This is a genomic window from Erwinia sp. S38 (assembly GCF_016624545.1).
In the GTDB taxonomy this organism is placed as follows: domain Bacteria; phylum Pseudomonadota; class Gammaproteobacteria; order Enterobacterales; family Enterobacteriaceae; genus Erwinia; species Erwinia coffeiphila.
This window is the reverse complement of the sequence record NZ_JACVTS010000002.1, coordinates 114,019-140,817: the sequence shown is the minus strand read 5'-3', so window position 1 is coordinate 140,817 and position 26,799 is coordinate 114,019. Positions and strand designations below refer to the sequence as shown.

Genomic DNA, 26,799 nt, shown 5'->3' with positions numbered 1-26,799 from the left:
ACAACACAATGAAAGTCACCGTATTTGGTATCGGTTACGTCGGACTGGTGCAGGCTGCTGTTCTGGCAGAAGTTGGACATGACGTTCTCTGCATCGATGTTGACGCAAATAAGGTCGAGAATCTTAAGAAAGGTCAGATTCCAATTTTTGAGCCAGGGCTGACTCCGCTGGTGATGCAGAACTATGAGGCCGGTCGCCTGAAGTTCTCCACGAACGCCGAGGAAGGGGTGAATCACGGTGTGATGCAGTTTATCGCCGTGGGAACGCCGCCGGATGAAGACGGTTCTGCCGACCTGAAGTATGTCACTGCCGTGGCGCGGACTATCGCCCAGCACATGACTTCACACAAAGTGGTGCTGGATAAATCCACCGTACCGGTAGGCACCGCCGACCGCGTGCGTCAGGTAATGGAAGAAACGCTGAAAGGACGCGGTGTTGAACTGACCTTTGATGTCGTGTCTAACCCGGAATTCCTGAAAGAGGGTGCGGCAGTCAACGACTGTATGCGTCCTGAGCGTATTGTTATTGGTACCGACAACGATGAAGTTGTTGAGCTGCTGCGTGAGCTCTATGAGCCATTCAACCGCAACCATGACCGTATGATCCTGATGGATATTCGCAGTGCTGAGCTGACCAAGTATGCGGCAAACTGCATGCTGGCAACCAAAATCAGCTTTATGAATGAAATCTCCAACCTGGCCGAGCGTCTGGGCGCAGACGTTGAGAAAGTACGTCAGGGGATTGGTTCTGATTCACGTATCGGTTACTCCTTCATCTATCCTGGCTGCGGCTATGGTGGTTCCTGCTTCCCGAAAGATGTTCAGGCGCTGATCCGTACTGCTGAGCAGATTGGCTACACGCCGCGTCTGCTGCAGGCGGTAGAGGACGTGAACGATTCGCAGAAGAACAAGCTGCCGACCTTTATTAAGCATCACTTCGGTGACAACCTTGAGGGCAAAACCTTCGCTCTGTGGGGCCTGTCATTTAAGCCTAACACCGATGATATGCGTGAAGCGTCAAGCCGCGTGCTGATGGAAGCACTGTGGCAGGCAGGGGCGACCGTGCAGGCGTTCGACCCGGAAGCGATGGATGAAGCACAGCGCATCTACGGTCACCGCAGCGATCTGAAGCTGATGGGAACCAAAGAAGCGGCGTTGCAGGGTGCTGATGGCCTGGTCATCTGCACCGAGTGGCAGAACTTCCGCGCACCTGATTTTGATGTGATTAAAGATGCCCTGAAAGAAGCCGTGATTTTTGATGGTCGTAACCTGTATGATCCAGAAAGAATCAGCAAACGCGGTTTTGTCTATTATGCAATCGGCCGCGGAGCATCTCTAAACATTGCATAATTGAAGAGGCAAGTATGAAATATCTGGTTACCGGCGCAGCAGGATTTATTGGCTTTCATGTCACTCAACGCCTGCTTGATGCCGGTCACCAGGTTATCGGTATCGATAACCTGAATGATTATTACGATGTTAATCTGAAAAAAGCCCGCCTCGAACTGGTTAACAACCATCCCGAATTTACCTTTATAAAAATTGATCTTGCCGACAGGGAAGGTATTGCCAGTCTGTTTCGTGAGCAGCATTTCCAGCGCGTAATTCACCTTGCCGCCCAGGCCGGCGTGCGTTATTCACTGGAAAATCCCCTGGCGTACGCAGACGCGAATCTTATCGGTCATTTAAATATTCTTGAAGGCTGTCGCCATAACCAGGTTGAGCATTTACTGTATGCCTCTTCCAGCTCGGTATATGGCCTGAATCGTAAACTGCCATTCTCTACGGATGATTCCGTTGACCATCCGGTATCGCTGTATGCGGCAACCAAAAAAGCCAATGAGCTGATGTCCCATACCTATTCCCATCTGTACGGTATTCCTACCACCGGACTGCGTTTCTTTACCGTCTATGGCCCCTGGGGACGTCCGGATATGGCGTTGTTTAAGTTTACTCGCGCTATTCTCGCGGGTGAAAGTATCGACGTTTATAATAATGGCGAAATGCGTCGGGACTTTACCTACATCGACGATATTGCCGAATCTATCCTGCGCCTGCAGGACATTATTCCCCAGCGCGATGAAAACTGGACGGTTGAAACAGGAACCCCGGCCAGCAGTTCCGCACCTTATCGGGTCTACAATATCGGCAACAGCCATCCTGTGATGTTAATGGACTATATAAAAGCGCTGGAGAATGCGCTCGGGCAGACGGCAACGAAGAACATGCTGCCGATGCAGCCGGGTGATGTGCTGGATACCAGTGCGGATACCAGCGCGCTGTACAAGGCAATTGGCTATAAGCCTCAGACCGCAGTGGCGGAGGGTGTCGCGCACTTTGTCGCGTGGTACAGAGACTTTTATCAGGTCTGATGATGAATAAAAAAAGGAAGCTTACGCTTCCTTTTTTACTGATGCCTGGTGATAAAAAATAAAACTAAATAAACGCACACACTGTGCGGTATTAGAGGCGGACTCTAAGAGTAATTACAGCAGGAAGTCGTCCAGCTGCTTACCTTGTTCTTCGATTGCTTTCTTGATTACTGCCGGAGTGCGGCCCTGGCCGGTCCAGGTTTTCGTTTCGCCGTTTTCTTCAACATACTGATATTTAGCCGGACGCGCCGCACGCTTAGATTTACCGGGTGCTTTGGCCGCAGCAAGGCTGGACAGTAATTCGTTCGGGTCAATACCGTCAGCGATCAGCATATCGCGATATTGCTGCAGTTTGCGAGTACGCTCTTCAACTTCGGCCTGCGCCTGATTTTCTTCGTCGCGGCGTTCATTAACCACAACTTCCAGTTTCTCCAGCATTTCTTCCAGAGTTTCCAGGCTGCATTCTCTTGCCTGCGCACGCAGCGTACGGATGTTGTTCAGAATTTTAAGTGCTTCGCTCATTGTCCACTTCTCTAATTTATATTGATAGGAATACTTCTTGCCCGATAATAATAGTGGTGACGATAGCTAACTGCAATAGCTAATTGTCCGAGGAATAGAAAACAACTAATAGACACATATTACACAGTTTAAAGCCGGGTGATTATCGATTATGGCAAAAATAACATCGATATCGGCTATCAAACCAACAGGCGGGTGTTACAGTTAAACCCCTAATAATAATTAGCTTATCACCATCAAAACGCAAAGATTATGCTACACTTCGCGCATCATTTATGACCTGCGGAGTAAGGGCCGATGGCTCAACTTTATTTCTATTATTCGGCGATGAACGCCGGTAAATCCACGGCTTTGTTGCAGTCTTCTTATAATTATCAAGAGCGCGGAATGCGTACGATGGTGTATACCGCTGAATTTGATAATCGTTTCGGTACGGGGCGGATTGGCTCACGAATTGGCCTTTCTGCACCAGCCAGACTTTATAGTAACGAGACTTCACTATTTAGTGAAATTAAGGCTGAGAGTCTTCTTGAACCCGTTCATTGCGTCCTGCTGGATGAAAGCCAGTTTCTTACCCGTGCCCAGGTCAAAGAGCTGGCCGACGTTGTCGACCTGCTGGATATCCCCGTGCTTTGCTACGGGTTACGTACTGATTTTCAGGGTGAATTGTTCAGCGGCAGCCAGTACCTGCTGGCATGGGCTGATAAGCTGGTGGAATTAAAAACCGTCTGCCACTGCGGCAGAAAAGCCGGAATGGTCCTGCGCCTTAATGAACAAGGCAAGCCGTTTAAAGAGGGCGCGCAGGTACAGGTAGGAGGAAATGAAAGTTATGTTTCCGTCTGCCGCAAGCACTACTACGAAGCGCTGGAAACCGGTTCCTCTCGTGCTATTTTTGGTAATCAGCATGGCACAGAAGGATAAACCCGATTAATTTTCCGACTTGAGAAGATTCCTGGGCGAGGTTAAGTCAGGTTAACCGTTTTGTTTAGAATACTTTTCATGACGGCAAAAAAATGCCGGTTACGTTGAGTAACCGGCATTGTTTCTTACCGTAGTGCTATACCCGTTAGCTAGCTGTTACTTCTTTGCGCGTTTTTCAACCTTTTTGATTTCTGTTTCCTGCGCGGCTTCGGTGGCTACATTTTCAGACTCAGTAAATGCGCGGCCGTAGAATGTATCCATCATAATATGCTTCAACTCAGCAATTAACGGATAGCGTGGGTTAGCGCCGGTACACTGGTCATCAAAAGCATCTTCGGCCAGTTTATCCACTTTCGCCAGGAAATCGGCTTCCTGAACGCCGGCTTCGCGAATTGACTTCGGAATGCCCAGGGCGGCTTTCATCTCTTCCAGCCAGGCCAACAGTTTCTCAATTTTCTGCGCGGTACGGTCGCCCGCTGCGCTGAGGCCCAGATGGTCGGCAATTTCCGCGTAGCGGCGGCGTGCCTGCGGACGGTCGTACTGGCTGAAGGCCGTCTGTTTGGTTGGGTTATCGTTGGCGTTATAGCGAATCACATTACAAATCAGCAGCGCATTGGCCAGACCGTGTGGAATGTGGAACTCCGAGCCCAGCTTGTGAGCCATTGAGTGACAGACCCCAAGGAAGGCGTTGGCGAAGGCGATACCGGCGATGGTGGCGGCGTTGTGAACGCGTTCACGCGCTACCGGGTTTTTGGCCCCGTCACGATAGCTGGCCGGCAGGTTTTCCTGCAGCAGTTTCAGTGCCTGCAGCGCCTGACCGTCGGAGAATTCGTTCGCCATGACGGAAACATACGCTTCCAGCGAGTGGGTCACGGCATCCAGTCCACCGAAGGCACAAAGTGATTTCGGCATATCCATCACCAGGTTAGCATCAACAATCGCCATATCCGGGGTGAGGGCGTAGTCCGCCAGTGGATATTTCTGGCCGGTGGCATCGTCGGTTACGACGGCGAACGGCGTGACTTCTGAACCGGTACCCGATGTGGTGGTGATCGCCACCATTTTGGCTTTGACGCCCATTTTCGGGAACTTGTAGATGCGTTTACGGATATCCATAAAGCGCAGCGCCAGCTCTTCGAAGTGGGTTTCCGGATGTTCGTACATCACCCACATAATCTTCGCCGCATCCATCGGTGAACCGCCGCCCAGCGCGATAATCACGTCAGGTTTGAAGGAGTTCATCTTCTCAGCGCCTTTACGCACGATGCTCAGCGTTGGGTCGGCTTCAACTTCGAAGAAGACGTCGGTTTCCACGCCGTGGGACTTCAGCACGCGGATGATCTGGTCAGCATAACCGTTATTGAACAGGAAGCGGTCGGTGACGATAAAGGCGCGTTTGTAGCCGTCGGTGGCCACTTCTTCCAGCGCAATAGGCAGTGAGCCGCGGCGGAAGTAGATAGACTTAGGAAGTTTATGCCACAACATATTTTCAGCTCGCTTGGCCACGGTTTTCTTGTTAATCAGATGTTTAGGTCCGACGTTTTCAGAAATGGAGTTACCACCCCATGAGCCGCAGCCCAGCGTGAGCGACGGTGCCAGTTTGAAGTTATACAGGTCACCGATACCGCCCTGTGAAGCCGGCGTGTTAATCAGAATACGCGCGGTTTTCATTTTATCGCCAAAGTAACTGACGCGTTCAGACTGGTTGTCCTGGTCGGTATACAGACAGGAGGTGTGGCCGATACCGCCCATGGCGACCAGTTTCTCGGCTTTATCAACCGCATCGGCGAAGTCTTTTGCCCGGTACATGGCCAGCGTAGGTGACAGTTTTTCGTGGGCAAACGGTTCAGACTCGTCAACCAGTTTGACTTCACCAATCAGAATTTTGGTGCTCGCCGGAACGGTTAAGCCGGCCATCTCGGCAATTTTCACCGCGGGCTGGCCGACGATTGCCGCGTTAAGCGCGCCGTTTTTCAGGATCATGTCCTGCACGGCCTTCAGTTCTTTACCCTGCAACAGGTAGCCGCCGTGGCTGGCGAAACGCTCGCGAACCGCATCATAAACGCTGTCAACGACAATCACCGACTGTTCAGATGCGCAGATCACGCCGTTATCGAAGGTTTTTGACATTAAAATTGATGCAACCGCACGTTTAATATCTGCCGTTTCATCAACCACGACCGGTGTATTACCGGCACCCACGCCGATAGCGGGTTTACCGGAGCTGTAGGCCGCTTTCACCATGCCCGGACCACCGGTAGCCAGAATCAGGTTGATATCCGGGTGATGCATCAGCTGATTTGACAGGTCGACGGAAGGGGCGTCGATCCAGCCGATAATGTCTTTTGGCGCACCGGCGGCAATGGCGGCTTGCAGAACGATATCGGCGGCTTTGTTGGTGGCGTCTTTGGCGCGTGGATGCGGGGAGAAGATAATACCGTTGCGGGTTTTCAGACTAATCAGCGCTTTGAAAATCGCAGTAGAAGTTGGGTTAGTGGTTGGAACGATACCGCAGATAATGCCGATAGGTTCAGCGATGGTGATGGTGCCGAAGGTGTCGTCGGTAGCCAGAACGCCGCAGGTTTTTTCATCTTTGTAGGCGTTATAGATATATTCGGAAGCGAAGTGGTTTTTAATCACCTTATCTTCAACGATACCCATACCGGATTCCGCGACGGCCATTTTAGCCAGTGGAATTCGGGCATCGGCAGCGGCCAGGGCGGCAGCGCGGAAGATTTTGTCTACTTGTTCTTGAGTGAAATTGGCGTATTCACGCTGTGCCTTTTTAACACGTTCAACCAGTGCGTTAAGTTCAGCAACATTAGTAACGGCCATAAATGCTCTCCTGAGGAAGTTAAACTCTATTAGTAAACAAGTCAGAACTTGCAAGTATAGTCATCGACGCTGCTGCTGCCGGACGCGGGCTTGCGATAATGCGAAAAACGTTCTAATGGTTTACTGACAGAGTCTCAATGCATCTTAAAACAGACTGTCACTTTCGGTGCGTTATCAGCTCCTTCTGATGACATTGAGCATAACGGGAGTCGCTAAGGAAAATGATGATTTAGATCATCTTTTCTGCAAGCTGACACCTTTCAGCTTGTGTGGAATTGTGCTTTTCCTCAACTTATGCGCATTAAGTTATGACAAGATTTAACAATGAAATAATGCTCTAAACATTCCGGTAACAGCGAGTTTATTCACCCGATTTTAACGAGAACTTCGGGTGATTATCACGAGAGGCAGGATGGTCAGTGCGGATGAATTCTATTACATTAGCGCCATCATGACGCCCACAGGAGAGCAGGGTGAATTCAGCACTATTAGATCTGTCAGGTTACATCAAATTCTTTGTCGGCCTGTTTGCGCTGGTCAATCCCATCGGCATCATCCCGGTGTTTATTAGCATGACGAGTTATCAGGTTGCTGCGGCAAGGAATAAAACCAATCTTACTGCCAACGTCTCCGTAGCGATTATTCTGTGGACCGCGCTGTTTTTAGGCGACGGTATACTGCATATTTTCGGCATTTCCATCGATTCATTCCGTATCGCGGGCGGCATCCTGGTCGTCACCATCGCCATGTCGATGATCAGCGGTAAGCTGGGGGAAGATAAGCAGAACAAGCAGGAGAAATCCGAAACGGCCAACCGGGAAAGCATCGGCGTAGTCCCGCTGGCGCTGCCGCTGATGGCAGGGCCTGGTGCGATCAGCTCTACTATCGTCTGGAGCACCCGCTATCACAGTTGGCAGAATCTGCTGGGCTTCTCGCTGGCGATTGCGCTGTTCGCCTTCTGCTGTTGGCTGTTATTTCGCGCTGCACCGATCATGGTTCGTGTACTGGGCCAGACCGGCATTAACGTGGTCACACGTATCATGGGCCTGTTATTGATGGCGCTGGGCATTGAGTTTGTGGTTACCGGTATCCGGTCACTGTTCCCGGGTTTAACCAGCTGAATCGTCTGAGATGATTTCATCCTGAAATAAAAACATTAAGGCGCACATTGTGCGCTTTTTTTACGTGTTAGATAAAACAGGTGCACTAGTTTGGTGCGTTTTCGTTCTTTTTCGCCCCATTTTACGGCATTTATTCATTTAGCTTACATCGATGTGCAAATTATTAATGTAATTACTGCAAACGGATTTTTATCGACGTATTGCGATTACAGGTGTGACTTTTATTACATTTGTATCTGCCTTAAATTTTTATCATATCCAGTTTTATGTACTGCTTAACTGGTAACTGATAGCAGTATTTGTTGCTGTAGTGATGGTTTTTTGCGACATAAAATTGATTTTTACAGGCGTTGCGCAGTTTATCGCCCGTTCGCATCTGTTTTTATTATTTGTTTATATTAATCAGTAAGTTATTCATTATTTATTGATGTGTAATAACTCATTACCCTTGCGATTTATCATGATAAAGTAGAAATGGTTAACATTTTTGCTATTTAGCTTTAGCGCAAACTTACCCCTTCTGATAATTTTTCAGGTGACACGTTAAAAACTGGCACCGGATGTGCAGTGTATTACGCCGTAACTTTGAGGGATGGCAGCAGGGTTTAACTGAACAGCAGCAGATTGCCAATGTGATGTTCTGATCGTCAGCCCGACTGACTGAGCGGTAACGCAGGAGTGCTTCGTAAAGCGGTAGCAGAAAGAAGTACCGATTTATCAACAAACCAATAGGCGTCGTTCCGCCATTTGGCAAGGTTTCCCGAAGACAGGGCTATCGCCGCGGGCCGAAGATCCGCAGGTAATATTAAAAACTGGAGTAGGTAAATAATGACCAACATCACGAAGAAAAGTCTCATCGCCCTGGGCGTCATGGCCGCTATGGGGTCACTGACACTCAGTACTGCCTTCGCGGCAAATGTTCCCGCCGGTGTGCAGCTGGCCGACAAGCAGGAATTGATCCGCGGTAACGGCGCAGAACTGCAATCCCTTGACCCGCACAAAATTGAAGGCGTGCCGGAATCTAACGTTAACCGTGACGTGCTGGAAGGGCTGGTGATTAACGACGCCGATGGCAAAATTATCCCCGGCGTAGCGGAAAAATGGGAAAGCAAAGAGGGTGGCAAAGTGTGGGTCTTCCACCTGCGCAATAACGCCAAATGGTCAAACGGCGAGCCGGTCACCGCGCAGGACTTCGTCTACAGCTGGCAGCGCCTGGCCGATCCGAAAACTGCCTCACCTTATGCCAGTTACCTGCAATACGGTCATTTACTCAATGTTGATGACATCATCGACGGTAAAAAACCTGCCGACACCCTGGGCGTAAAAGCCATTGACGATCATACGCTGGAGGTCACCCTCAGCGATGCCGTTCCTTATTTCTACAAGCTGCTGATCCACCCATCCATGTCCCCGGTTTATAAGCCGGTGGTAGAAAAATTTGGTGATAAGTGGACCCAGCCCGCCAACTTTGTTGGCAACGGCGCCTTCAAGCTGAAAGAGTGGGTGGTTAACGAGCGAATCGTCGTTGAACGTAACCCGCAGTACTGGGATAACGCCCATACCATTCTGAACCAGGTCACGTTCCTGCCGATCTCTTCCGAAGTGACCGACACCAACCGCTACCGCAGCGGCGGCAGCGATATGACCTATAACTATCTGCCGATTGAACTGTACCAGAAGCTGAAAAAAGAGATCCCGGGCGAAATTCACGCCGATCCGTACCTCTGCACCTACTACTACGAAATCAACAACCAGAAGCCACCGTTTAACGATCCCCGCGTGCGCGCCGCACTGAAACTCGGTCTGGATCGCGACATCATGGTGAATAAAGTGAAGGCGCAGGATGAAGACCCGGCCTACAGCTACACCCCGCCGTTTACCGATGGCATCAAGCTGACGCCGCCGGAGTGGTTCGGCTGGTCGCAGGAAAAACGTAACGAAGAAGCGAAAAAACTGCTGGCCGAAGCGGGCTACACGGCAGATAAGCCCCTGACCTTTGACCTGCTGTACAACACCTCCGATCTGCATAAAAAGCTGGCAATTGCCGCGGCATCCATCTGGAAGAAGAATCTGGGCGTTAACGTGAAACTGCAAAACCAGGAGTGGAAAACCTTCCTGGATACTCGCCATCAGGGTACTTTCGACGTGGCACGCGCGGCCTGGTGTGCGGACTATAATGAACCGACCAGCTTCCTGAATACCATGCTGTCGGACAGTAGCAACAACACCTCACATTATAAGAATCCTGAGTTTGATAAGGCGATGGCACAGGCGCTGGCTGCCGGGGATGAGGGCAAACGCGCCGAAGTTTACGCGCAGGCTGAGAAAATCCTCGATGCCGACTCCGCTATTGTTCCGGTCTATTACTATAAAAATCTGCGGTTAGTTAAGCCTTATGTGGGCGGCTACACCGGCAAAGATCCGCTGGATAACAGCCACGATAAAGACCTCTACATTATTAAACACTAAGTACGACGGGCAGTTCTGCTGCCCATTTAAAGCAATGTCACCGCAGAGGTTCGCCTCTGCGGCTTAGAGCCAGCAGGTACGGGCAATGTTAAAATTTATCTTCCGTCGCTTCCTTGAAGCGATACCAACGCTGTTTATTTTGATCACCATCTCATTCTTTATGATGCGCCTTGCCCCCGGCAGTCCGTTTACCGGCGAGCGCGCATTAACACCGGAAGTCATGGCGAATATCGAAGCCAAATATCACCTCAACGACCCGATGTGGAAGCAGTATCTCAACTATCTTCAGCAGCTGGCGCACGGCGATTTCGGTCCTTCCTTTAAATATAAGGATTACACCGTTAACGATCTGGTGGCTTCTTCATTCCCGGTTTCGGCCAAGCTGGGCGCAGCGGCATTTTTGCTGGCGCTGGTCTTTGGCGTGACCGCGGGCGTCATTGCGGCGCTGAAGCAGAACAGTAAATGGGATTACGCCGTGATGGGGGTGGCGATGACCGGTATTGTTATTCCCAGCTTCGTGGTGGCTCCGCTGTTAGTACTGCTGTTTTCAATAACCCTGAAGTGGCTGCCCGGAGGTGGCTGGAACGGCGGGGCGCTGCAATATATGATCCTGCCGATGGTCGCACTGTCGCTGGCCTATATCGCCAGCATCGCCCGTATCACCCGCGGGTCGATGATTGAAGTTCTCCACTCAAACTTTATTCGCACGGCCCGAGCCAAAGGCCTGCCGATGCGTCGGATTATTCTGCGCCACGCGCTGAAGCCCGCGCTGCTGCCCGTACTTTCATACCTTGGCCCGGCGTTTGTCGGCATCATCACCGGTTCAATGGTCATTGAAACGATTTACGGGCTGCCGGGTATCGGCCAGCTGTTCGTTAATGGTGCCTTAAACCGCGATTATTCGCTGGTATTGAGCCTGACTATTCTGGTCGGTGCGCTGACGATTCTGTTTAACGCGATTGTTGACGTGCTGTATGCCGTTATCGATCCGAAAATTCGTTACTGAGCAGGGGCTGAAAATGATTTTAAGTAAGAAAAACAGCGAAGCTCTGGAAAATTTCACTGAAAAGCTGGAAATCGAAGGGCGCAGCCTGTGGCAGGATGCCCGTCGTCGCTTTATTCATAACCGTGCGGCGGTAGCCAGCCTGTTTGTGCTGGTGCTGATCGCGCTGTTCGTCACCTTCGCGCCCATGCTGTCGCAGTTTACCTACGATGATACCGACTGGGCGATGATGTCCGCGGCCCCGGAGTTCAGCAGCGGCCACTATTTTGGTACCGACTCCTCGGGGCGCGATCTGCTGGTGCGCGTGGCCATCGGCGGGCGAATTTCTCTGATGGTCGGTATTGCCGCGGCGCTGGTAGCGGTGGTGGTCGGCACGCTTTACGGCACGCTGGCGGGCTACCTTGGCGGAAAAACCGACTCGGTAATGATGCGCCTGCTGGAAATCCTCAACTCCTTCCCGTTTATGTTCTTCGTGATCCTACTGGTGACGCTGTTCGGCCAGAATATTTTGCTGATTTTTGTCGCCATCGGCATGGTTTCCTGGCTGGATATGGCGCGTATCGTACGCGGGCAGACGCTCAGCTTGAAGCGCAAAGAGTTTATTGAAGCGGCCCAGGTCGGCGGTGTATCGACCATGAATATTGTATTGCGTCATATCGTCCCCAACGTGCTGGGCGTGGTGGTGGTGTACGCCTCGCTGCTGGTGCCGAGCATGATCCTGTTCGAATCGTTCCTTAGCTTCCTCGGGCTGGGGACTCAGGAACCGCTGAGCAGCTGGGGCGCGTTGCTGAGCGACGGTGCTAACTCCATGGAGGTTTCTCCGTGGCTGCTGCTGTATCCGGCCGGTTTTCTGGTGATCACCCTGTTCTGTTTTAACTTTATCGGCGATGGCCTGCGTGACGCCCTCGACCCGAAAGACCGCTAAGGAGATAACAATGAGCGTAATTGAACTGGAAACGGTCAGAACATCCGCCAGACAGAGCGAAGCACTGCTGGACGTTAAGGATCTTCGGGTTACCTTCAACACGCCGGACGGCGATGTTACGGCGGTCAACGATCTTAATTTCTCGCTGCGCGCGGGAGAAACGCTGGGTATCGTGGGTGAGTCCGGGTCGGGTAAATCGCAGACCGCATTTGCCCTGATGGGGCTGCTGGCCAGCAATGGTCGGATCGGCGGATCGGCGTGCTTCGACGGTAATGAAATCCTCAATCTGCCGGAGAAGAAGCTGAACCGGCTGCGCGCCGAGCAGATTGCGATGATATTTCAGGACCCGATGACCTCGCTGAACCCGTATATGCGCGTGGGTGAACAGCTGATGGAAGTGTTACAGTTGCATAAAGGCATGAGCAGCGCTCAGGCGTTTGAAGAGTCGGTACGGATGCTGGATGCGGTAAAAATGCCGGAAGCGCGCAAGCGTATGAAGATGTTTCCGCATGAGTTTTCCGGTGGGATGCGCCAGCGCGTGATGATTGCCATGGCGCTGCTGTGCCGGCCAAAACTGCTCATCGCAGATGAACCAACCACCGCGCTGGATGTGACCGTGCAGGCGCAGATCATGACGCTGTTAAACGAGCTGAAGCGGGAGTTTAATACCGCGATTATTATGATCACCCACGATCTGGGCGTGGTGGCCGGGATCTGCGATCGGGTACTGGTGATGTACGCCGGGCGCACGATGGAATACGGCAACGCGCGCGATGTCTTCTATCATCCTTCTCATCCTTACTCGATTGGTTTGCTGAATGCCGTTCCGCGCCTCGATGGCGAAGAGGGCGATACCCTGATGACTATTCCTGGCAATCCACCTAATCTGCTGCGCCTGCCAAAGGGCTGCCCGTTCCAGCCTCGCTGCCCGCATGCGATGGAAATCTGCCGCACTGCGCCGCCGCTGACGGGATTTGGTGAAGGGCGCCTGCGCGCCTGCTTCAAACCGGTGGAGGAGCTGGTATGACAACGGTTGCTGAAAAGAAAGTTCTGCTGGAAATCGCCGATCTGAAGGTGCACTTCGACATCAAAGATGGGCGTCAATGGTTCTGGCAGCCGCCAAAAACGCTGAAGGCGGTGGATGGCGTTAGCCTGCGGCTGTACGAAGGGGAAACCCTCGGCGTAGTGGGTGAGTCAGGCTGCGGGAAATCGACGCTGGCGCGGGCAATTATCGGGCTGGTGAAAGCCACCGAAGGCCGCGTAGCCTGGCTGGGCCGTGACCTGTTGGGGCAAACGGCGGATGAATGGCGCGCAGCACGCAGCGACATTCAGATGATATTCCAGGACCCGCTGGCCTCGCTGAATCCCCGTATGACCATCGGCGAAATTATCGCTGAGCCGCTGCGCACCTATCACCCGAAAATGGCGCGGCAGGAAGTGAAGGATCGCGTTAAGGCGATGATGCTGAAGGTGGGGCTGCTGCCTAACCTGATTAACCGCTACCCGCACGAGTTCTCCGGCGGTCAGTGCCAGCGTATCGGTATTGCCCGTGCACTGATCCTTGAGCCGAAGCTGATAATTTGCGACGAGCCGGTATCGGCACTGGATGTGTCAATTCAGGCGCAGGTGGTTAACCTGCTGCAACAGCTGCAGCGAGAAATGGGACTGTCGTTGATCTTTATTGCTCACGATCTGGCGGTGGTGAAACACATCTCCGATCGCGTACTGGTGATGTATTTAGGGCACGCGGTTGAGCTGGGTACCTACGACCAGGTTTATCAGAATCCGCAGCACCCCTACACCCGCGCGCTGATGTCTGCCGTACCGATCCCCGATCCCGATCTGGAGAAAAACAAAGTCATCCAGCTGCTGGACGGCGAGCTGCCGTCGCCGATCAATCCGCCTTCGGGCTGTGTATTCCGCACCCGCTGCCCGATTGCCGGGCCGGAGTGTGCCCAAACCCGGCCGCTGCTTGAGGGCAGTTTCCGCCATGCGGTGTCCTGTCTGAAGGTTGATCCGATGTAAGGGATCGCCGAGCTCTGCATACCAAAACCCGTTTTGAACTTTCAATGCGGGTTTTTTTTACGCCCTGGGTTAATGCTTGATCTTATCTCTGGAGGACCCTAGTAATAGCGCATCGTAAAGGATTGCAGGAGGTTGTGTGCCGGATTACTGCCAGGGATTGCGCGGTCGAATTTATGCGGCGCTGTTCGATAGTCATACCCGCAGCGGTCACTACGCTGAACGTTTTTGGATTTTATCATCGTTGATTAGCGTGATACTGGTGTTTGTGGAGTCCGGGACACCCGATGTGATAGTCAAGACTGATGCTGAAATCTCACTGTTCATGCTGCTCGAGTATCTCTTTACCGCCATTTTTAGCCTCGAATATCTGCTGCGCCTGATAACCTCACGCCATCCGCTGCGCTACGCGTTCAGTTTTTTTGGCGTTGTTGATTTGATTACCGCGCTGCCGCTGTACATCTACTTTTTATGGCCGGGAATCGCCCTGCAATACATGATGGCCCTGCGCCTGCTTCGCGTGCTGCGGCTGTTGCGATTAATCAAACTGCTGCGCTATATCGGCTCTGCCAGCGTCATGTGGGACAGCCTGTACAGCGCACGTAAAAAGCTGATGCTGTTTTTTGGCGTGCTGATAATCCTGCTGTGCCTGTTTGGTGGGCTGATGTATGTGATTGAAGGACCTGAACACGGATTCACCAGCCTGCCGGTCTCGCTCTACTGGGCGACCGTCACGCTAACCACCGTTGGCTACGGGGATATCACGCCGCATACCGGACTGGGCCGCATCGTTTCATCGATATTGATCCTGCTGGGCTACTCGCTGATCGCTATTCCGACCGGGGTGATGAGCTCTTACATGACCGAAGTGATGCAGCGGCGGCGAAAACAACGTATATGCTCGCACTGTAAGGAGTCCGGGCATGAAAATGATGCGCATTTTTGCAAAAACTGTGGCTCGGACCTGCCGGCAGATCGGGACGAAAAAAAGCCCGATTAAATCGGGCCGTTTGACGGTATTACTCTTTCCACAGAATGTGGCAGAGCTTGTGGTCTTTCTCCCGGCAGAGCAGCACGCGGGCGAAAACGTCAGTAATCGGTTCACCATCAGCGTCGCCAAGACCGATCACCACCTCAGAGAAGAAGTCAGGATTGAGGTCAAAATCGACGTGTTCAGCCCAGTCTTCGGCAGGATCGTACAGCTCCGCGCCGCCGCGTTCCTCAAACTGCAGGTTAAATAAAATCACATCGGCCTGGTCGAGATTATCCACGGCCAGCTCAAGGAAAATATCATAAGCCTGTTCCAGAGTTTCATCTTCGGTAAGACGGTTATTTAAATCCATACTATTTCCTGTTCCGCCGACGGGCGATGTCGTATTTCAATTCCGCTCGTTTTACAGCAATGGACTGAAGAAGTAAAACAGTCGTTCAACGATACGCTTCCAGTAAGCACGGCGCGACCAGCGCTGGGCATCAACCAGGCGGGAGCGGGCGATATAATCGTCCTGTACGCGAGCCAGATCGCCGCCGAAACCGTCGTCATCGATCACCAGCGTGATTTCAAAATTCAGCCACAGGCTGCGCATATCCAGATTAACCGTGCCAACCAGGCTTAGCTGACCGTCAACCAGCACGCTTTTGGTATGCAGCAGCCCACCTTCAAACTGGTAAATTTTAACGCCCGCTTCCAGCAGTTCGCTAAAGAAAGAGCGGCTCGCCCAGCCAACCAGCATCGAATCGTTGTGGCGCGGAACGATAATACTGACGTCAACCCCGCGAAACGCGGCGGTGCAGATGGCGTGCAGCAGGTCGTCGCTGGGCACCAGATAAGGCGTGGTCATCACCAGCTGCTCCCGCGCTGAATAAATAGCGGTCAGCAGCGCCTGGTGGATCATATCCTCAGGAAAGCCTGGGCCGGAAGCGACAACCTGAATGGTGTGGCCGCTCTCCTGCTCAAACGGCATGATATTGCCGTCCGGCGGCGGCGGCAGAATACGCTTGCCGGTTTCAATCTCCCAGTCGCAGGAGTAGACGATGCCCATGGTGGTCGCCACCGGTCCCTCCATGCGCGCCATCAGGTCCACCCATTGACCGACTCCGGCATCCTGCTTAAAGAAGCGAGGATCGACGAGGTTCATGCTGCCGGTATAGGCAATATAGTTATCAATCAGCACCACTTTACGATGCTGGCGCAGGTCCATACGGCGCAGGAATACGCGCAGCAGGCTGACCTTGAGCGCTTCCACCACATCGATCCCGGCGTTGCGCATCATTGCCACCCACGGGCTGCGGAAAAAGGCCACGCTGCCGGCGGAATCGAGCATCAGCCGGCAGTGTACGCCACGTCGCGCGGCGGCCATCAGTGATTCTGCCACTTCATCCGCCATACCGCCGGGCTGCCAGATATAAAACACCATCTCGATATTGTGGCGGGCCAGCTGAATATCGCGGATCAGCGCCTTCATCGTGTCGTCACTGTTGGTCAGCAGCTGAAGCTGATTGCCTTTTACCCCGGCAATACCCTGGCGATTTTCACACAGCTGAAACAGCGATCGCGCAACGTCACTGTTGCTGTCGGCGAAAATATGCTGACTGGACTTCAATTCTTTCAGCCAGCGTGCGGTTGATGGCCACATGGTTCGTGCCCGTTCAGCGCGGCGCTTGCCAAGATGCAGTTCACCAAATGAGAGGTAGGCAATAATCCCGACCAGCGGCAGGATATAAATAATCAGCAGCCATGCCATCGCAGAGGGCACCGCGCGACGCTTCATCAGAATGCGCAGCGTGACGCTGGCAATCAGTAACCAGTATCCAAAAACCAGCAGCCAGCTCATCACGGTGTAAAAAGTGGTCATTAAGTGGAAGTCCTGTTCACGCTCGAGTTAAGAGGAAGTTTACGTGTTGATGGCAACTCTGGAAACCTTTAAGGAAATTTTCAACAGCAAAGAGATCGGACCTGGTCGGGGAACAGAAAGGTCTATAATACTGCGCGAGATTTTTGGCTACATTTGAAGCGACAGATATCAGACCGAGGGTGTAATGAAACGGAGCAGAAATGAAGTTGCGCGCTGGCGCATGATGCGTCAGGTTCAGCGTCGCAGGGCGCGCTGGTTAGAAGGACAGTCGCGCCGCTACGGGCGTATGCACTCCTTCCGTCACCAGGTGAGCCAGCAGCAGCGCCGCTCAATTCTGTTTATCACCCAGATTCCCTGACCGGGGGGCCTGTTGCCAGAGAGCATATCCCGGCAATAGGGGTATGCTTCACGCCAGGTTGTCAGCGTGAAGCCGTTTGCGCGATTCTCCCGTTCATCATCTGTTGAACACCGTGTGAGGCCAGGCCCACCTCCGGCTTAGCGGGCAACCCGGCACAGACTTATCCCGGGTTGCCCGAACGCGCACTCTCGTCAGGGTTTGGGCCCGAACATCTCCGCCATCTGTTTCTCATCAGGCATACCCACAACCTGCTGTAGCTCATTTTTATCATTCATATAATAAATGGCCGGGGTAGCGCTGGCACCGAGATCGTCCATCAGCTTCTGATGTCGCTGGAGCAAATTAAACGTCTCACGCGGTGTGGCACCGTCAAACTTCGGCAGCTTTTTACCACCGGACAGCTCGTACTCCTTCCACGCCTGTACCGGGTCCGCCGCGTTGAGTATCGCCGTGGCATATCTGCCGCTCTGCGGGTTGAGGAACGCCACCAGCAGCGTATTCAGCTGCACCTTACCGGCATCCACCCACGGCTGAGCCGCAGACCAGAACTGCTTACAGTAAGGGCAGAACGGATCGGCGAAAACAATCACTTTTCTGGCTGCGGAATCCGGTCCTTCTTTGATCGGATGCGCCGCGTTCAGCGTTTTCCACATCTCGCGGCCCATAGGAACGTAGATCGCCTGCTGGAAATAGCCTTCGCTGAGGTTTTTCCCCTTGTCGTCATACAGATAACCGGAAATAACGTGCTTACCGTCGGGCGTCAGAAACAGCGATACACCCATATCCTGATACTGGCCCACCCAGCCCTGTAGGCCGCCGGGGGCGTCGATCTTTTTGACGATTTTGATGCCCTGCTGGTCGCTGAAGGTTTTGACCACCGGCGGCAGTGCTTCGGCAGAATAAGCCAGGCCAGGAAGAATCCACATTGAAAGAAAAGTCCAATATTTCATTGCTATACCTCATTAACGGGGCCTCGCGACCCCTTGGGATTAGTGTTCTTTCAGCGCATCGCTGACCATCACGTCAAGCTGTTAGAAGGGAACCCATCCGGAAAGCATTTGGTGGCCAATCAAGGTAGCGGGTGTTCCCTGAATATCCAGTTTCGCAGCCACAGACAGGCTTTGCTTGATGGTTTCCATACTTTCAGCGTCTGCTTCGGTAACTGTCACTCCGGCTTTCTGTTTAGCTTGTTCGATACTTTTATCATCGTGATACCCTTTTTTAGCCATCAGAATATCGTTGAATTTCAAGAACTGTTCAGGATGAGTACGCCATAACGTCAAGGCATCCCGCGCGGCAGTGACCGAACTTTCAGAACGGTAAGGAAGAAACTTCATCACTACGGCGACATCCGGATACTTTTTGACGATCTGCTCCATATAGGGATCAAATTTTTTGCAATACGGGCAGTTGTAATCCGTAAAAACGACCAGCGTCAGTTTGGGATGTTTTGCGCCAATACGGGGTGAATTGGGATCGTTGAAAAGGAACTCTTTATTATCGGCAATAACCTGCTCCATCTGCTGTTGGCTGGTACGGGCATTTTGCCTATCGAGTTTTTCAGCTACTTCGGCAAGGATCTCAGGATGATTCAGCAGTGTTTCCTTGACCAGCTGCTGTATGCGGGCTTCCTGATCTGCATTAAATGCCGGTGCGGCACTAGCCTGCAGTGAAGCCGCCAGTAGTATCAAAGTAAGAAGTGTCTTTTTCATTGAAAATTAACCTTTTGCATTATTCAGAGTATTGAGAACCGTGGCTTTATCCAGCAGAGGCGGAAGAATTTCCCCCTTGACCATGGAAGGGCCATAGACCTGATTGAAGGGGATGGCATAGCTGTTTCTTTGATGCAGGAACGTGGAAATTAGCTCGGAGGGTTTGCTCCAGTCGCCGCGAAGAGCTACCACATCTGACTGATTTAACGCAGTGATAATCTCGGGTTGATTCAGTACGCGATGCTCATTGACCTTGCAGGTGACACACCAGTCGGCGGAAATATCAACAAACACCCGCTTACCTTCAGCGAGCGATTGTTGAAGGGTCTCTTCGCTAAGCGGCTGCCAGTGAATATATCCGTCAGTGCTTTCTGTGGCCGTGCGTGGTTCCCTGAGCAACAGAGTATGAATCTGATATCCGGCAAAAATCGCCAGCGCGATGCTGACCAACCAGTACGCCGACAGGCATCCCCGGCTTGCTCGCAGCATGATGCCCATTGCAATAGCCGTCAGTAGCAGAGTAAGAGCCGTACTGATGCCTTCTCCAAGATGAACACTGAGTAGTGAGGCCAGCCAGAGGCTCGAAGCCAGCATCATCACACCCAGCAGATTTTTAAGCGTATTCATCCAGCGGCCAGGGCGTGGAAGCCATTTCAGCGTGGCAGGGATCAGGGCAACCAGCACCCAGGGCAGGCTCATCCCCAGCCCCAGTACCATGAATATCAACCAGAGCTGTTGCAGAGGCGCTCCCAGCGCGAATGCCACTGCCGTTCCCAAAAACGGTGCGGAGCAGGGCGTAGCAAGTAGCGTTGCGAATACCCCCTCAAAGAAACTCCCGATCGGCCCATTGCCTCCTGCTGAGGCCATACGGTTAACGACTGATGAGGGCAGCAGCAGCTCGAAAATACCGAACAAATTCAGTGAGAAGATAAAGGTCACAGTCACCATCATGCCGATAAACCAGGGATTTTGAAACTGTATCCCCCAGCCCAGTGAAGAGCCGGTGATCCTGAGCAGCGTCAGCATGGCAGCGAGTAGGGCAAACGATGTCATAATACCGGCGCTGGTGGCCAGAAAGCGCAGCCGGGTCTGACCTGGAGCATGCTGATGGTGAAGTAAGGAATTCAGCTTCATCCCCATGACCGGCAGCACGCAGGGCATCAGGTTGAGTATCAGACCGCCAATGAACGCGAAAACGATCATCCTGTACGTGGCTGCTCTGTTTTTTTCGGGCGCGGCGTTGTCCTTTAGACTGGATGGCGGTTGGCCAGAACCGACGTTCAGAGTGACCTGCTGCGCTTTATCGCCGTTGGTCAGTACGAAAGACAGCCTCCTTCCTGCCAGACTCTTTGGCGTATCCCCCCACTCATCAGTCACCGGAACCACGACTTTAAGGGTTTTATCCACACTTTGAATGGTGGGATTACCGGGCAGAAAGCCGCCTTCCAGCGGGTCGAAAAAGAGATCCGGTTTTTCCCAGCCATTCTGCCGGGTCGCGGTGATAACCAGCGAGCCGTTCTCCTGATAAGCGGATACATTGCCTGTAATTCCCTTTTCAGAGGGAATCGTGTCCATGGCCCGGCTGAAGTTCTGCTGGAAATCTGCATCGTCAGGCTGAATGAAATCAACATGCAGCCGGTAATCAGTCAGCAGGCAAACGTTGCTACAGGTCGATAAAGTAAGCGTGCCGTCCAGTATGTCCTGCTTATCGCCGTTGATGACAAGCGGAATAATGACCTGCTGATGATATCCCTGGGTGGTTAGCCCTGATACCTCAAAGCGTGATGGTACAGGCCAGTACCAGCGTGCCTGTACGCCATTCTGCCAGTTGATAACGGGGGCGACGCCGCCTTCCCCTGGCGATCGCCAGTAGGTCTTCCAGCCGGGTTGCAAATCGATAAACAGCAGTGCATTGATATGACCGTTCTGTTTTTGTGCCTGGAATCGCACCCGGGCATGATCGTTTTGTGGGGAGCTCAGCCATCCTGTATCCGCCGCCTGAGCTACGCCCATAAACGACAACAACAGGAAGAGAGATCCCCTGAAGAGGTTAAGCATGTTTTTTCTCCAAAAATAAAAAAATTTTCCGTTGGGTAACGGTTTTTTTATTCCCGGAAAACGCAGTTTATGAGATGGATACGTAGCGGGGGTGCCCGAACAGGTTCGTCTCTGAACGCCAGATGGCGAAGCTCAATAAACAGTTGCAGCAGGGCAAGGAACAGAATTACTGCGGGTAAAGCACCGTCAAAGAACAAGGGCTGAGCATTCAGCAGTGAACAGCCACTGAGTTGACAGGGGGAAGGGCCAAGCTGGCTTTCTGACACGTCCTTACCGGTATCGGCAACCAGTGATGTTGTGGTCAGGTAATCGACGGGATGAAAAAAATGGTGAAGATATACAACACGCTGTACGAGGCAAATAGCCAGCGACAGACAGGTTATAATCAGAAACCATTTAGCAAGACGTTGACGATTACGCATAGTGGGCCAGTAAGGAGCAGACTCGCTGATGATAAACAATCATTACTGGTATACAAAGAGCGGTTCTGTAAGTTTTTGTCTTTTGTTGCAGGAGTTAGTAGGCGAATCTTGCAACGGACGAGATTGAGATTATACGGTTACAGCTTCCCATGGATGCGGATTTCGCAGCCATTATGGCCCGTACTGTCTAACACTTATTGCGACTATGAATGTGAGCAGAAAAAATCATGTGTACTCATTTAAGTACTACAACCTTAAATCTGCTCTCTGGTGTAAATGTAAGTTATTGAAATAAAATAATTATGATTTTAATCAGAACACTTTTTTGAATGGTTTAACGGTAACCTGCTTATACACGCCGGCGGCGATATAAGGGTCATCCTGAGCCCAGGACTGTGCCGCTTCCAGCGAAGGAAATTCGGCAATCACCGTTGAGCCGGTAAAGCCAGCCACGCCGGGTTCATTGCTGTCTACAGCCGGCATCGGACCGGCAACGATCAAACGTCCTTCATCACGTAAAAGCTGCAAACGAGCGAGGTGGGCAGGGCGAACCGCCGTGCGTTTTTCCAGAGAATCCGCGTGATCTTCAGCGTAAATTACATAAAGCACCTTTAAGCACTCCTGTCGGGAATTGAGATTCGGGCATCACGTTAAGTGATCGTTAACTTTTGTGCAATTAAAAGATAATTCGCCCTTGATAAAGGTCAGTTTGTTAAACTATAAGCGGGAAATCGCGGATAAGCCGTGAGAGGTTGTTGAAACTGATTGCTATTTGCATTTAAACTCGGTGCTTCACATTTTGACCAGAAAGATTATGACGACGCTGACAACATCACTACCACGCCGCGCTCCTTTGCCTCTGCTGATTTCAGTTGTACTGCACGGCTCGGTTATCGCAGCTCTGCTTTACGCTTCATTTCACCAGGTGGTTGATATGCCAAAAGCGTCTCAGCCTATCAGTGTCTCGCTGGTCGCACCGGAAGTGCAGCCAGAACCTGAACCGGTGCCGCCGCAGGTTGAGCCGGAACCGGAGCCAGAACCGGAGCCTGAACCCGTTCCGGAGCCGCCGATTCCTGAACCGGTGCCGATTCCTAAGCCTGAACCAAAGCCGAAACCTAAACCTAAACCGAAGCCGGTGAAGAAAGAGGTGGTGAAGCCGAAGAAAGAGGTTAAGCCACAGGAGACGCGCCAGGCTCAGCCGGTAACCAATCCGCAGCCGCCTAAGCCGTCCACCGCGCCGAAGCTGTCTCAGGCGCCGTCTACGGCCGTTTCCAGCGGTCCACGCGCGCTAAACCAGAGCAAGCCGGCCTATCCGCAGCGTGCCTTTGCCCTGCGTGTAGAAGGACGCGTTCGCGTACAGTTTGATGTTGACAGTTCAGGCCAGGTCGATAACGTGCGTATTCTTTCCGCCGAGCCGCGCAACATGTTTGAGCGTGAAGTCAAACAGGCGATGCGCAGATGGCGCTATGAGCCGAACAAGCCGGGCAAAGATGTCACCATGAACATCGTGTTCAAAATCGACGGCGGCAGTAGCATCGAATAAAAAAAGGGCGAAAGCCCTTTTTTTATCAAGTTAAATCCCCTGCCCGGGAAGTGAGCCGGTTCAGGCCCGCTCCGGGACGGCAGGAGATAAATCAGCCTTCTGCGGTGAAGTTGATTTTATCTGCAGGAAGCGGCCGAGGTTTACCTTCCGGATCAACCGCAACGTAGATAAATACCGCTTCAGTGGTGCAGTAGCGCTGACCAATCGGCTCTGAAGAGACCTTTTTAATCCACACTTCGATGTTTATGGTGATGGAACTGGTGCCGGTACGGATGCAGCGGGCGTGGCAGCTCACCACGTCACCCACGGCTACCGGTTTTAAAAAGGTCATTCCGTCCGCGCGTACCGTTACCACGCGACCTTCGGCGATCTCCTTCGCCAGAATAGCACCGCCCATATCCATCTGCGACATCAGCCAGCCGCCGAAAATATCGCCGTTGGCGTTAGTATCCGCAGGCATAGCGAGGGTGCGCAGCACCATCTCGCCCTGCGGCACGCGTTGTTGTTCGCTCATTGTTTTGCTTCCGTTATTTTTCTTCCTGCTGCGGCATCAGACGGTAGATATAGATGCCGCTCAGCAGCGTAAACAGCAGGGTCAACGCACTCAGGCCAAACACTTTAAAGTTCATCCAGGTGTCCTGAGAAAGCCAGAAGGCAACGTAGATATTTGCCAGGCCGCAGACGAAGAAGAACAGCGCCCAGGCAATATTCAGACGACGCCATGCGAATGCAGGCAGCTGGATCTCTTTGCCCAGCATTCTCTGGATTAACGGTTTTTCCATAAACCACTGGCTGAACAGCAGGGCAAGGGTGAACAGACCGTAGATAATCGTCACTTTCCACTTGATGAAGTCAGGATTATGCAGAGCAATCGTTAATGTTCCGAACACCGCGACCAGCGCAAAGGTCACCAGGCTCATTTTTTCTACTTTACGGTAGATAACCCAGCCTGCGGCCAGGGCGACGGCAGAGGCGACGATCAGCGCGCCGGAGGCGACAAAAATATCGTACAGTTTATAAAAAACGAAAAAGACCACGAGGGGAAGAAAGTCGAGTAACTGCTTCATAGCGGCTTCCAGTATCAGACCAGTACGTAATGAAATCATCCAGTGAATGCCTCTGTCGAGGCATTCATGGTTAATTAGCGTAACAACATATATAAGCGGGACAGGTAAATAATCAACAGCGCTGAAACAAGGTTGCTCAACCCGTTTAGCAGCACCGAGGCAACGTTTGCCGGCAGCACGGTCATGGATGATGCCATCAGCAGCACGATCAGCTTGGCAACGATCCACAAAAGCACCGCCGGAGCGACCAGCTTCATATGCCCCCAGGCCAGGCGCATACTGCCGCGCATGGCGCCAAACACGCCAACCTTCTCATTCACCAGCAGCATCGGCGACAGTGAAAGCGTCACTGCCAGCAATAAACCCGGCACCACCAGCACCATAAAGCCCAGCTGGATAACCAGCGTCATTAAGAACGTCAGCAGCAGCAGCGACAGCAGCTTCGGCGCGGACGCACCAATAGCGCGCAGGGCGCTGACGTGCTGGCCGGCAGATGCCATCGGGATCAGACTCAGCATTCCACCCAGTAGCAGGGTATTGCCAATCAGCGCTGCAAACGTTCCTGCCGCAGAAGCCCGCAGCAGAACCTGCTGCTGCTCCGGCGACATATTCTGCACCATCTCCATCAGGCTGGTGGCTGAACCGGCTGCACCATCATTCAGGATCGACATCTGATCGGCATCCGGCGTCAGCCCGTGACCTATCAGCACGGAAATAAACGAGGTCAGCAGTGCCATCAGCACAATGGTCAGGATCTGATGGCGGAAAAAATTCCCCGTGTCACGGTATAGCGAAGCCGCCGTGATAGACATGTAAACTCCTTGAAAAGCCGATTTTATAGACCGGGAGATTGTACATGTTCCTGTAGGGTGCTGGCACTCAGATTGACATAACTTTCGATTAAAGAAGGTTTTACCGGGGTAAACAGGGGCGGCAGGCCATATTTTGCCCGCGCACGGTCACAGGCTTCATTATAAATGCCATTTTCACCGGACATATCAAACTCCCGGCAGGGTGTCGGCCGCTGCTCATAAATACCGCAGGAGACGCAGCTGCCAATCTCGCCCTGTAAAGCCACGCAGCGAGGAGCGCGATCGTTGGTACCGCGCATATTGCGCATAAAAAGGTTGAGGGGTTCGGTCAGATCAACCGGCACAACGCCGCCGCCGTCTTCAGCTTCTGACCAGTAAAATGAAACGCGAAACGTACCGCAGCACGCGCCGCAACTGACACAAGGATTAAGAGTATCGCTCATCTGATTACCCGCCCCTCCTGAGGCTTCGAACCAAAATCACATTGAAGGAGAATAGAAAGCTAAGGCTTCCAAAAAAAATGGTCAATCGGATTTTTCGAATACCGAAATCGTGGGAAATTGATCTAAATCAAGCCATTGTTTTATAAGAAGAATGAAAAAAATGATTCGCATGACCTTTCCAGTAAATCAGCGTAAATATGTGTCCTGATATCGCACAAGTCCTCGCAGTAGGACACAGATGTTTACACACAATTTTAAATTTAAAAGGAGTGGTCATGAAACTGAGAGCATTAGCGCTGGCTGTCGTCACCTTGTTACCGGTCGCCGCATCGGCACATGAAGCAGGGGATTTCTTTATGCGCGCGGGTTCCGCCACCGTGCGGCCTACAGGCGGTTCCGATAACGTCCTGGGCCTTGGCGAATTCGACATTAACAACAACACGCAGCTGGGGCTGACCTTTACCTATATGGCTACTGACCATATCGGTATTGAGCTTCTCGGTGCGACGCCGTTCCGCCACAAAGTCGGGCTGCGTGCCACCGGTACACTGGCGACCGTGCACCAGCTGCCGCCAACGCTGATGGCACAGTGGTACTTTATGGGTAACACCAGCAAATGGCAGCCTTATGCCGGCGTGGGTGTGAACTACACGATGTTTTACAACACCGATTTCAATCAGACCGGTCGCGATGCGGGCCTGAGCAATCTTAGCGTGAAAAATACCTGGGGCGTTGCGGGTCAGGTTGGCCTCGACTACCAGCTGACCCCGGACTGGATGCTTAACGCCTCACTGTGGTACATCGACATCAACACCAAAGTACGCTTTAACGCCGGGGAAGAGCGTCAGAGCATTGACACCCACGTTAACCCGTTCGTGTTCTTCTTTGGCGCTGGCTACCGCTTCTAAGCCCGCTCAACGAAAAAAGGCGCGAATCTCGCGCCTTTTTTCGCTCTCTGCACCGTTACTTAATTTGCAGGTTATTCACTACTGATTTCACACCTGCCACGCCGCGCGTGATTTCAACCGCCCGGTTTGCCATCTGCGGCGAGCTGATAAAGCCACTCAGCTGTACACGCCCCTTGAAGGTTTCCACGCTGATAGCGGTGGATTTCAGAGACTGGTCGTGCAGCAGTTCGCCCTTCACCTTGGTGGTAATCACCGTATCGTCAATATAGCCACCGGTTCCCTCCTGCGTTGCGGTCGGTGCGCAGGCGCTAACGCTCAGTGCAACTACGGCAGCGGCAATCGTTCCTGATATCGTTTTCAACAGCTTCATTGCATTTCTCCCTGTCCAGGTTTAAACCGCTGAAAAGGCGGCGATAACTAATTCTTAGGTAC

The 26,799-nt window shown here is 52.4% G+C and carries 27 protein-coding genes; 13 read left to right on the top strand and 14 right to left on the bottom strand.

Annotated elements, in window-relative coordinates; translation table 11 throughout:
• Positions 1-8: 8 nt before the first annotated feature.
• Entirely contained in the window at positions 9-1,349 is a 1,341-nt protein-coding gene (locus IBT46_RS02735) for a UDP-glucose/GDP-mannose dehydrogenase family protein (RefSeq protein WP_200543804.1), read from the top strand.
• A gap of 14 nt (positions 1,350-1,363) precedes the next feature.
• Entirely contained in the window at positions 1,364-2,371 is a 1,008-nt protein-coding gene (locus tag IBT46_RS02730; protein WP_200543802.1) for an NAD-dependent epimerase, read from the top strand.
• Between the two features lie 114 nt (positions 2,372-2,485).
• Here the strand turns inward: IBT46_RS02730 and hns are convergent, their stop codons facing one another.
• The gene (gene hns, locus IBT46_RS02725; RefSeq protein ID WP_105595227.1) at positions 2,486-2,893 is read right to left on the bottom strand and encodes a histone-like nucleoid-structuring protein H-NS; all 408 of its coding nucleotides are present in this window, start codon (positions 2,891-2,893) and stop codon (positions 2,486-2,488) included.
• Positions 2,894-3,190: 297 nt separating this feature from the next.
• Here hns and IBT46_RS02720 point away from each other — a divergent pair, with 297 nt between their 5' ends.
• Entirely contained in the window at positions 3,191-3,814 is a 624-nt protein-coding gene (locus IBT46_RS02720) for a thymidine kinase (RefSeq protein WP_200543800.1), read from the top strand.
• Positions 3,815-3,970: 156 nt separating this feature from the next.
• Here IBT46_RS02720 and adhE read toward each other — a convergent pair whose 3' ends face one another.
• A complete protein-coding gene (gene adhE, locus IBT46_RS02715) occupies positions 3,971-6,649 on the bottom strand; it encodes a bifunctional acetaldehyde-CoA/alcohol dehydrogenase (RefSeq protein ID WP_200543798.1) in 2,679 nt (892 codons plus the stop codon).
• A 473-nt stretch (positions 6,650-7,122) separates the two neighbouring features.
• Here adhE and IBT46_RS02710 point away from each other — a divergent pair, with 473 nt between their 5' ends.
• From IBT46_RS02710 to IBT46_RS02680, 7 genes are all read left to right on the top strand, one after another.
• On the top strand, positions 7,123-7,770 hold the full coding sequence (locus tag IBT46_RS02710) for a YchE family NAAT transporter (RefSeq protein ID WP_105595224.1): 648 nt from the start codon (positions 7,123-7,125) through the stop codon (positions 7,768-7,770).
• Between the two features lie 828 nt (positions 7,771-8,598).
• Positions 8,599-10,239 carry an oligopeptide ABC transporter substrate-binding protein OppA gene (oppA, locus tag IBT46_RS02705; RefSeq protein WP_200543796.1) on the top strand — a complete coding sequence of 547 codons (1,641 nt, stop codon included), beginning with the start codon at positions 8,599-8,601 and terminating at the stop codon, positions 10,237-10,239.
• An 85-nt stretch (positions 10,240-10,324) separates the two neighbouring features.
• Positions 10,325-11,245 carry an oligopeptide ABC transporter permease OppB gene (oppB, locus tag IBT46_RS02700; protein ID WP_105595222.1) on the top strand — a complete coding sequence of 307 codons (921 nt, stop codon included), beginning with the start codon at positions 10,325-10,327 and terminating at the stop codon, positions 11,243-11,245.
• Between the two features lie 13 nt (positions 11,246-11,258).
• The gene (gene oppC / locus IBT46_RS02695; protein ID WP_105595221.1) at positions 11,259-12,167 is read left to right on the top strand and encodes an oligopeptide ABC transporter permease OppC; all 909 of its coding nucleotides are present in this window, start codon (positions 11,259-11,261) and stop codon (positions 12,165-12,167) included.
• A gap of 10 nt (positions 12,168-12,177) precedes the next feature.
• On the top strand, positions 12,178-13,194 hold the full coding sequence (locus IBT46_RS02690) for an ABC transporter ATP-binding protein (RefSeq protein WP_200543794.1): 1,017 nt from the start codon (positions 12,178-12,180) through the stop codon (positions 13,192-13,194).
• Positions 13,191-14,192: a murein tripeptide/oligopeptide ABC transporter ATP binding protein OppF gene (gene oppF / locus IBT46_RS02685; RefSeq protein WP_200543792.1), complete on the top strand. Its 1,002-nt coding sequence runs from the start codon at positions 13,191-13,193 to the stop codon at positions 14,190-14,192. Before IBT46_RS02690 ends, oppF begins: the two co-directional genes overlap by 4 nt.
• A gap of 136 nt (positions 14,193-14,328) precedes the next feature.
• Positions 14,329-15,189: an ion transporter gene (locus tag IBT46_RS02680; RefSeq protein WP_200543790.1), complete on the top strand. Its 861-nt coding sequence runs from the start codon at positions 14,329-14,331 to the stop codon at positions 15,187-15,189.
• A 19-nt stretch (positions 15,190-15,208) separates the two neighbouring features.
• On the opposite strand, the gene IBT46_RS02675 is transcribed toward IBT46_RS02680, so the two are convergent.
• Positions 15,209-15,532 carry an HI1450 family dsDNA-mimic protein gene (locus IBT46_RS02675; RefSeq protein ID WP_105595217.1) on the bottom strand — a complete coding sequence of 108 codons (324 nt, stop codon included), beginning with the start codon at positions 15,530-15,532 and terminating at the stop codon, positions 15,209-15,211.
• Positions 15,533-15,583: 51 nt separating this feature from the next.
• Complete coding sequence (gene cls, locus IBT46_RS02670) at positions 15,584-17,044, bottom strand: cardiolipin synthase (RefSeq protein ID WP_200543788.1); 1,461 nt, start codon at positions 17,042-17,044, stop codon at positions 15,584-15,586.
• Positions 17,045-17,228: 184 nt separating this feature from the next.
• Between cls and IBT46_RS02665 the strand changes: the two genes are divergently transcribed.
• Positions 17,229-17,402: a YciY family protein gene (locus IBT46_RS02665; RefSeq protein WP_146114199.1), complete on the top strand. Its 174-nt coding sequence runs from the start codon at positions 17,229-17,231 to the stop codon at positions 17,400-17,402.
• A gap of 191 nt (positions 17,403-17,593) precedes the next feature.
• On the opposite strand, the gene dsbG is transcribed toward IBT46_RS02665, so the two are convergent.
• The 5 genes from dsbG to IBT46_RS02640 all read right to left on the bottom strand — a co-directional run bounded on the left by dsbG (position 17,594) and on the right by IBT46_RS02640 (position 22,203).
• The gene (dsbG, locus tag IBT46_RS02660) at positions 17,594-18,352 is read right to left on the bottom strand and encodes a thiol:disulfide interchange protein DsbG (RefSeq protein ID WP_200543786.1); all 759 of its coding nucleotides are present in this window, start codon (positions 18,350-18,352) and stop codon (positions 17,594-17,596) included.
• An 81-nt stretch (positions 18,353-18,433) separates the two neighbouring features.
• Positions 18,434-19,114: a DsbA family protein gene (locus IBT46_RS02655; RefSeq protein ID WP_200543784.1), complete on the bottom strand. Its 681-nt coding sequence runs from the start codon at positions 19,112-19,114 to the stop codon at positions 18,434-18,436.
• Positions 19,115-19,120: 6 nt separating this feature from the next.
• On the bottom strand, positions 19,121-21,172 hold the full coding sequence (locus IBT46_RS02650) for a protein-disulfide reductase DsbD (RefSeq protein WP_200543782.1): 2,052 nt from the start codon (positions 21,170-21,172) through the stop codon (positions 19,121-19,123).
• Positions 21,173-21,219: 47 nt separating this feature from the next.
• Positions 21,220-21,594 (bottom strand): hypothetical protein, encoded by a 375-nt coding sequence (locus IBT46_RS02645; protein ID WP_200543780.1) that lies wholly within the window; start codon positions 21,592-21,594, stop codon positions 21,220-21,222.
• Between the two features lie 312 nt (positions 21,595-21,906).
• Entirely contained in the window at positions 21,907-22,203 is a 297-nt protein-coding gene (locus IBT46_RS02640; protein WP_200543778.1) for a YciI family protein, read from the bottom strand.
• 205 nt (positions 22,204-22,408) lie between these two features.
• Between IBT46_RS02640 and tonB the strand changes: the two genes are divergently transcribed.
• The gene (gene tonB / locus IBT46_RS02635; RefSeq protein ID WP_200543776.1) at positions 22,409-23,137 is read left to right on the top strand and encodes a TonB system transport protein TonB; all 729 of its coding nucleotides are present in this window, start codon (positions 22,409-22,411) and stop codon (positions 23,135-23,137) included.
• 91 nt (positions 23,138-23,228) lie between these two features.
• Here tonB and yciA read toward each other — a convergent pair whose 3' ends face one another.
• From yciA to IBT46_RS02615, 4 genes are all read right to left on the bottom strand, one after another.
• The gene (gene yciA, locus IBT46_RS02630; protein ID WP_105595212.1) at positions 23,229-23,651 is read right to left on the bottom strand and encodes an acyl-CoA thioester hydrolase YciA; all 423 of its coding nucleotides are present in this window, start codon (positions 23,649-23,651) and stop codon (positions 23,229-23,231) included.
• A gap of 13 nt (positions 23,652-23,664) precedes the next feature.
• Positions 23,665-24,204 (bottom strand): septation protein A, encoded by a 540-nt coding sequence (locus IBT46_RS02625; RefSeq protein ID WP_200543774.1) that lies wholly within the window; start codon positions 24,202-24,204, stop codon positions 23,665-23,667.
• Between the two features lie 74 nt (positions 24,205-24,278).
• The gene (locus tag IBT46_RS02620) at positions 24,279-25,016 is read right to left on the bottom strand and encodes a YciC family protein (RefSeq protein ID WP_200543772.1); all 738 of its coding nucleotides are present in this window, start codon (positions 25,014-25,016) and stop codon (positions 24,279-24,281) included.
• Between the two features lie 23 nt (positions 25,017-25,039).
• Entirely contained in the window at positions 25,040-25,459 is a 420-nt protein-coding gene (locus IBT46_RS02615; RefSeq protein ID WP_200543770.1) for a YkgJ family cysteine cluster protein, read from the bottom strand.
• Between the two features lie 275 nt (positions 25,460-25,734).
• Between IBT46_RS02615 and ompW the strand changes: the two genes are divergently transcribed.
• Positions 25,735-26,367, top strand: coding sequence for an outer membrane protein OmpW (gene ompW / locus IBT46_RS02610; RefSeq protein ID WP_200543768.1), 633 nt, complete (start codon positions 25,735-25,737; stop codon positions 26,365-26,367).
• Between the two features lie 55 nt (positions 26,368-26,422).
• On the opposite strand, the gene IBT46_RS02605 is transcribed toward ompW, so the two are convergent.
• Positions 26,423-26,737 carry a BON domain-containing protein gene (locus tag IBT46_RS02605; protein ID WP_200543766.1) on the bottom strand — a complete coding sequence of 105 codons (315 nt, stop codon included), beginning with the start codon at positions 26,735-26,737 and terminating at the stop codon, positions 26,423-26,425.
• Positions 26,738-26,799: the final 62 nt, after the last annotated feature.